A 5,015-nucleotide genomic window follows, 5' to 3' on the forward strand; every position below is an offset into this window, starting at 1 on the left:
CGCCGGGCGCGCGACGCCAATTGTCAGACACGCCCTAGGGCCGCCCCGGCCCCGTCAGGCGGCCACCAGGGCGGCCGGCCGGCCCGCGTGCATCACGCTGAGGTTGGTCGCCAGCCGGACCGGGTCCTGGGACAGCCAGAGCCGCAGCGCCGCGCCCAGGGCCGCGCTGGCCGACTCGACCCGGACGTCGGTGATCTGCGCGATCCGGGCCGCGCCCGGCACCAGCAGATCGGCCAGCGGGGTCGGCAGCCACACCGTCAGGGCACACGGCGCGGGCACCGCCAGCGCCCCCAGCAGCCGGTAGGCGTCCCCCGGCGCGCTGAGCGTCGGGATGATGTCCAACAGCGCGTCGGACACCACCTCGGACACGTCGCTCCGGTGTCCCTGGGCGAGCCTGCGGAGCAGCATGCGCTCGGCGGCGGTGATTCGGACGGTCAGCATGACCTCGTCGCACTCCATTGCGCGATTTCCTCCTCAATTCCCTCTCGCACCGACCGGCGGCCGGCGCGCACTACCCCACTCACACATCGGCCCGGCTGTCTCTGGGAGAGCCGGGCCGGTGGGTGATCGTGTGCCCCGGTCAGATCCCCGCGTAGGAGTGCTTTCCGGTGACGAAGATGTTCACCCCGTAGTAGTTGAAGAGCCAGCAGGCGAACGCCGCCAGCGCCAGGTAGGCGGCCTTGCGGCCCTTCCAGCCGGCCGTCGCACGGGCGTGCAGGTAGCAGGCGTAGGCGACCCAGGTGATGAACGACCAGGTCTCCTTCGGGTCCCACTCCCAGTACTTGCCCCAGGCCGCCTCGGCCCAGATCGCGCCCGCGATGATGGTGAAGGTCCACAGCGGGAAGACCAGGGCGTTGATCCGGTAGGACAGCTTGTCGAAGGTGGACGCGGCGGGCAGCCGGCGCCAGATCGAGGCCGAGGTGCCCAGCGGGCCGGTGGTGAGGCCGGCCGCCGTCCGCCTCTCGAAGGACTCCTTGCCGAGGTACAGCAGCGTGGCGATGAACGCCGCGTAGAAGGCGCCGCCGCAGAAGATCGCGGTGGAGACGTGGATCGCCAGCCACGGCGAGTGCAGCGCCGGGACGAGCTGCTCGGAGTCGGTGTACAGCACCGTGGTGGCGATGCCGAGGGTCAGCAGCACCGCGAGGACGACCGGCAGGCCGAGCCAGCGGACCTTCTTCTTCGCGGCCAGCAGCGCCAGGTACGCGGCCGTCATCGCGAAGGCGAAGGCGCAGGAGAACTCGTACATGTTGCCCCACGGCCAGCGGGAGACCGACAGGCCGCGGGTGATGATGCCGCCGCCGTGCAGCGCCAGCGCCAGCACGGTGAGCGAGACGGCGATCCGGCCGGCCAGGTCGGCCCGCTCGCTGGTGCCGGCCGCGCCCGGGCCGTCCTCCTCCTCGGCGCCGCGCCCGGTGGTGACCACCGTCGCACCCTCGCCCGCGATCGCGGTGCGGGTGAGCGTCGTGGTGCCGCCGCCGGCCCCGGCCACCGTGACGGTGACCTTCTTCGCGGCCTTCTTGTCGGCTGCGGCGACGGTCTCGCCCAGGCTGCCCGCCTGTTCCGTCGAACGGACGGCGACGGCGCCCTTGCTGCCGAAGGTCCACTCGATCATGTGGGCGAACATGGCGAGGGTGTAGACCACCATCGCCGAATAGATCAGCTTGTTGGAGAGGTCGGCCAGCTGTGGGTCGACCGCCGAGGCGAGTTGCACCGTCTACTCCTTGGAGTTCTGGTCGGCAGGGACTGCGGGTGCCGGGGAGGCCGCCGGGACTGTGGGGGTCCCGGTCTCCTCGGGTACGTCCGTTTCGGTGTCGGCGTCCTCGCCCACGGAGGCCGGGGTGCCGTCCGCACCCTCGGAGGCCGGGGCGTCGTCCTCGTCCTCGGAGGCCGGGGTGCCGTCCGCACCCTCGGAGGCCGGGGCGTCGTCCTGGAGGTCGACCGCGAGCTCCGCCAGCTCCTCGGCGATCTTCGCCGACTCGCTGCGGGCCAGGCCGGCCAGCTCCACCTGGGTGCCGCCGCCCGGCAGGGCGACCGCCCGCACCCAGATCCGGCGGCGCTGGATGAACAGCGAGCCGATCAGGCCGAGGATCGCGAGCACGCCGCCGGTCAGGGCGATCGCGTTGCCCGGACGGTGCGAGATGTTGAAGCTGGCCCACTGCTTGTAGCCCTCGAAGGTCACCGAGCCGTAGCCGTCGGGCAGGTCCCAGGCCTGGCCGGGCTTGAGCCGGGCCTTGGCCGGCTGGCCGTCCTGGGTGAGCTGGGTGAGCTTGCGGGTGTTGAGCTGGTAGACGTTCTGCGGCAGGCCGGAGTCGGTGCCGAGGTCGCCGGCGAAGGCGTTCAGCACCAGTTCGGGCTCGGCGTCCCCGGGGAACAGCGAGACCGGGCCGGTGCCCTCGAAGCTCAGCGGGGCGGTCGGCAGGAAGAAGCCGGAGAAGCCCATCTGGGTCTTGTTGCCGTCGGGGCCCACGCCGTAGTCGGAGACCTTCACGACGCCGGTGGAGGTCAGGTTGCCGTCCTGCGGCAGGAACGGGACGGCGCCGCGGTAGACGACCTCGCCCTTGCCGTTCTTGACGCTGACGAACGGGGCGTAGCCGTGGCCGATCAGGTAGACCTTGCTGCCGCCGATCTCCAGCGGGTGGTTGACCTCGATCGTCGACTTCCTCAGCTTCGACTGGTCGCTGCCCTCGTAGTACTCGACGTTCGCGGTGAACTGCCGGGCGGCGCCGATCTGGTCGCCCTTGGTCTGGAACTTCGAGGTGAAGCTGTCCAGCTTCAGGTAGAAGGGGTCGAGGTCCTGGTTGCCGTAGAACCGGGTGCCGTTGAAGTCGTCGAGCTGGGTGATGGTGTTGGAGTAGCCCTCGCCCTGGACCATCAGCTTGCCGCCGGTGCCCGAGGCCAGGCTGGCCCAGGCGAAGCCGCCGAGCAGCGCGAACAGCGACAGGTGGAACAGCAGGTTGCCGACCTCGCGCAGGTAGCCCTTCTCGGCCGCCACCGCGCCGCCGGACAGGTGGGCGCGGAAGCCGCGCTTGCGCAGCAGCCGGTGCGCGGCGGCGTTCACCGCGTCGGCGTCCGCCTCGGTGCGCCAGGCCGCGTGCACCGGCATCCGGGTCAGGTTGCGCGGCGCGGCCGGCGGCTGGGAGCGCAGCACGCCGACGAACTGCCAGGTGCGCGGGACGATGCAGCCGGCCAGCGACACGAACAGCAGGATGTAGATCGCGGAGAACCAGACCGAGCTGTAGACGTCGAACAGCTGGAGCTTCTCGTAGACCGGCGCGACCGTGGAGTGCTGCGCCTTCCAGGCCTCGACCTTCAGCTGGCCCTGGCCGTTCTGGTACTGCGGGATCAGCGAGCCGGGGATGGCGGCCAGCGACAGCAGGAAGAGCAGGATCAGGGCGACCCGCATCGAGGTCAGCTGGCGCCACATCCAGCGCGCCCAGCCGAACGCCCCTATGCCGGTCGGTCCGTCGGACTCGACCGGCGCGGTGCTGAGCCGCTCGGCGGCGGCGTCGTCCGGCGCCGGGGGCTGCTCGGTCTCGGTCGTGGTGTTGCTCACGGTCAGATTCCGATCTGGAAGTCGGCGGTCCAGGACTGCAGCTGGCTCAGCATCGAGTCCCAGATCCCGGTGACGAGCAGCAGACCGACCGCGACGAGCATGCCGCCGCCGATCCTCATGACGAGCGGGTAGTGCCGCTTGACCCAGCCGAAGGCGCCCAGTGCCCGGCGGAAGGCCAGCGCGGCCACGATGAACGGTACGCCGAGGCCCAGGCAGTAGAAGGTCATCAGCAGGGCGCCGCGCGCGGCGTCGGCCTGGTTCAGCGCGAGGTTCTGGACGGTCGCCAGGGTCGGGCCGATGCAGGGCGTCCAGCCGACGCCGAAGACCACGCCCAGCAGCGGCGCCCCGAGCAGGCCGACCGACGGACGGCGGTGGGAGCGCACCTCACGCATGCTCAGACCGGGGACGAGGCCCATGAAGGCGAGGCCCATCACGATCGTCACCGCCCCGAGCACGATCGAGATGACCCGCTTGTGCTCCTGGAGGGTGTCGCCGAACTGCCCGAACAGCGCCCCGCCCGAGACGAACACGGCGGTGAAGCCGAGGATGAACAGCGTCGCCCCGAGCAGCATCCGGCCGCGCCGCGCGCCGCGCGCGTCCGCGAGGTCGGCGGCGGAGAAGCCGGTCACGTACGACAGGTAGCCGGGGACGAGCGGCAGCACGCAGGGCGAGAAGAACGACACCAGTCCGGCCGCCAGCGCGATCGGCGCGGCCACCAGCAGCGCTCCGCTCTGGAGGGTCCCGGTGTTGTCCGCGAGCTGCTGCGGCAGGCTCACTGCTTCTGCTCCGCGACCACCGGCTGGAGGATCGACTCCAGCGCGTCCTCGGTGGTGCCGCCGACGGCGCGGGCGGCCAGCTTGCCGTCCCGGTCGACGATCAGGGTGGTCGGGATGGACTGCGGGTTGAGGCTGCCCTTGGGGAACTTGAGCAGCTGGGTGCCGGCCGGGTCGAAGAGGCTGGGGTAGGTGACGCCCTGCTCCTGCTCGAAGCGGACGGCGTTCTGCTTCTCGGTGTCCCGGGTGTTGATGCCGAGGAACTGGACGCCCTGGTCCTTGTACTTCTCCGAGACGTTCTGGAGGCTCTTGGCCTCGGCCCGGCACGGGCCGCACCAGGAGCCCCAGACGTTCAGCACGACGACCTTGCCCCGGTAGTCGGAGAGCTTGGCCGGGGTGCCCTCCAGGGTCTCCCCGGAGATGTCCGGCGCGTCCCCGCGCTGCCCGGCGTCCGCCTTCGACAGGTTGGTGCCCTTGACCGTGACGAAGCCGACCTGGCCCTCGCCGCCGCCCGACGAGCCCGAGGAGGAACAGCCGGTGAGGGCGAGCGCAGCGGCGGCGACGGTGGCGGCGGCTGCTGCGGCGACACGGGGACGGGGGCGCGTCATGGCAGACATGTGAAAAGTTTCGCATGGAGTTCCGGGCCGGTTCGCCGGGGTCCTCCCTTGCGCGTCGCACCCCTTCTGACC

Annotated in this window: 5 protein-coding genes; all 5 read right to left on the reverse strand. The window is 71.3% G+C overall.

What is annotated here, in order from left to right:
- Nucleotides 1–54 precede the first annotated feature (54 nt).
- The gene (locus tag ACFU6K_RS31130) at nt 55–441 is read right to left on the reverse strand and encodes a hypothetical protein (protein WP_380668684.1); all 387 of its coding nucleotides are present in this window, start codon (nt 439–441) and stop codon (nt 55–57) included.
- 139 nt (nt 442–580) lie between these two features.
- Nucleotides 581–1,711 carry a c-type cytochrome biogenesis protein CcsB gene (gene ccsB, locus ACFU6K_RS31135; RefSeq protein WP_380668686.1) on the reverse strand — a complete coding sequence of 377 codons (1,131 nt, stop codon included), beginning with the start codon at nt 1,709–1,711 and terminating at the stop codon, nt 581–583.
- A 3-nt stretch (nt 1,712–1,714) separates the two neighbouring features.
- Complete coding sequence (locus ACFU6K_RS31140) at nt 1,715–3,553, reverse strand: cytochrome c biogenesis protein ResB (RefSeq protein ID WP_380668688.1); 1,839 nt, start codon at nt 3,551–3,553, stop codon at nt 1,715–1,717.
- Nucleotides 3,554–3,555: 2 nt separating this feature from the next.
- The gene (locus ACFU6K_RS31145; protein ID WP_234348286.1) at nt 3,556–4,329 is read right to left on the reverse strand and encodes a cytochrome c biogenesis CcdA family protein; all 774 of its coding nucleotides are present in this window, start codon (nt 4,327–4,329) and stop codon (nt 3,556–3,558) included.
- Nucleotides 4,326–4,943: a TlpA family protein disulfide reductase gene (locus tag ACFU6K_RS31150; protein WP_380668690.1), complete on the reverse strand. Its 618-nt coding sequence runs from the start codon at nt 4,941–4,943 to the stop codon at nt 4,326–4,328. The genes ACFU6K_RS31145 and ACFU6K_RS31150 overlap by 4 nt, the downstream gene beginning before the upstream one ends.
- Nucleotides 4,944–5,015: the final 72 nt, after the last annotated feature.

The organism is Kitasatospora sp. NPDC057512 (assembly GCF_042802135.1).
Classification (GTDB): Bacteria; Actinomycetota; Actinomycetes; order Streptomycetales; family Streptomycetaceae; genus Kitasatospora.